Source organism: Leucothrix pacifica, from assembly GCF_003172875.1.
Classification (GTDB): Bacteria; Pseudomonadota; Gammaproteobacteria; order Thiotrichales; family Thiotrichaceae; genus Leucothrix; species Leucothrix pacifica.
The window spans coordinates 1-1,339 of sequence record NZ_QGKM01000140.1 but is presented as its reverse complement, the minus strand read 5'-3'; the positions used below and the strand labels follow the sequence as shown (position 1 = coordinate 1,339).

Annotated in this window: 2 protein-coding genes; one reads left to right on the top strand and one right to left on the bottom strand. The window is 39.1% G+C overall.

What is annotated here, in order from left to right; translation table 11 throughout:
• Positions 1–11 precede the first annotated feature (11 nt).
• A complete protein-coding gene (locus tag DKW60_RS23395) occupies positions 12–848 on the bottom strand; it encodes an MBL fold metallo-hydrolase (protein ID WP_181389871.1) in 837 nt (278 codons plus the stop codon).
• Between the two features lie 299 nt (positions 849–1,147).
• Between DKW60_RS23395 and tnpA the strand changes: the two genes are divergently transcribed.
• Positions 1,148–1,339 (top strand): IS66 family insertion sequence element accessory protein TnpA (gene tnpA / locus DKW60_RS23390; protein ID WP_425451377.1); only part of this gene is annotated, 192 nt, incomplete at its 3' end.

The window sequence follows — 1,339 nt, the reverse complement described above, 5'->3', positions numbered from 1 at the left end:
ACTACTTTCAATCATAACTCTGTAATTAGGGATAAGAACTTTTTACTGATATTAAATTTGCTCCCATGGTGGGAGAGCTTTACAAATTTGATTGTCTCTGGTGATGTTTCAGTTGCACCTTGTTCTTCTAGGGAGTCAGATATAGTTTCTATATGAGCATCTCCTAGAAAAAGATACTTGTTGCTCTTATAACTGAGCATTATTGCAATACTAGAGCCATTTGAAGGGCTTTTATCAGGGATGTCAGGGTTGTCCCATAAATTACAAAACTCTTCAGATAAATCATCATCGTCATATCCTGACAAGTTGTAATCTTCTAGTTCTAGCTTTCTTAATTCGTCTTGGCTATTTTGGGCTAAGTGCTCCAGCTTTTCGGGCGTCGGCGATAGGATAGTTAAACTCAGGGCTTCAGAAAAAGTGACAGGTTCAGCGAAAGTTTTGTTATTCACATGACTTTTGATTAGAAGTTCTGGGTTTCTTTCCTTAAGCTTTTTAACTGCTTTTTCAAAACTAACTCCTTGAGAAAAGCTCAAGTCCCAGCTTGAATCATAGAGGTGATCAACATATTCTGCTAACTCAGAACACTTGTTAAACCACACTTCCTTTATTAAAGCTGAGTACTTTTCGTCTTCAATTAAAGCAGTTAACCCCACTACATGATCAGCATCAAAGTGAGAGAGAATAACTAGGTCTAAGAGCTCCCCATTCTGAATGATTTTATTAAGTTCTTTCTTAATGCTATTTTCGAAAGTAGCCTTATATCCACCGTCAATCAAAATATTTTTTCCAGCTGCGGATATCAGTATCGCATCTCCCTTGCTTGCTTCCATACAGTTAATTGTAATCACCTGCATCACCTAGAAAAAAGTACATGAACGATTAAACAGTATACATATTAGGTTAAATAATCAATGCCTAGCTTAACCCCAGTTTAATGTTAGCAGTAATAGAAACAGTCAAGTGGTATATGTGTTTTCAGCCACTTTTTGTTATATATTTTCAAATGTGAGAAATTAATAATCTGATATATATTCTCCGTATATCAACGCTGATATCGGTTTAAAAGTGTAAGCGTCAAACCAACCACCCGCTAGCCCGCAGCAATAACAGCACTTAGGCTCTACGCTTCATTATTTGGAGCACACTCATGGCACGACGCACACAAGCCCAATGGCAATCCCTGATTCAGCAATTTGAGCAAAGCGGTCTGTCTCAGGTCGCCTTTTGTCAGCAACATGAACTCAACCCAACCTACTTCAGCTTGCGTCGATCAAAGCTGCGGGCAATGAGTGCAATGCCCGCCTCCCGCTTTGTTGAAGCATCACCCATGACGCCAGAT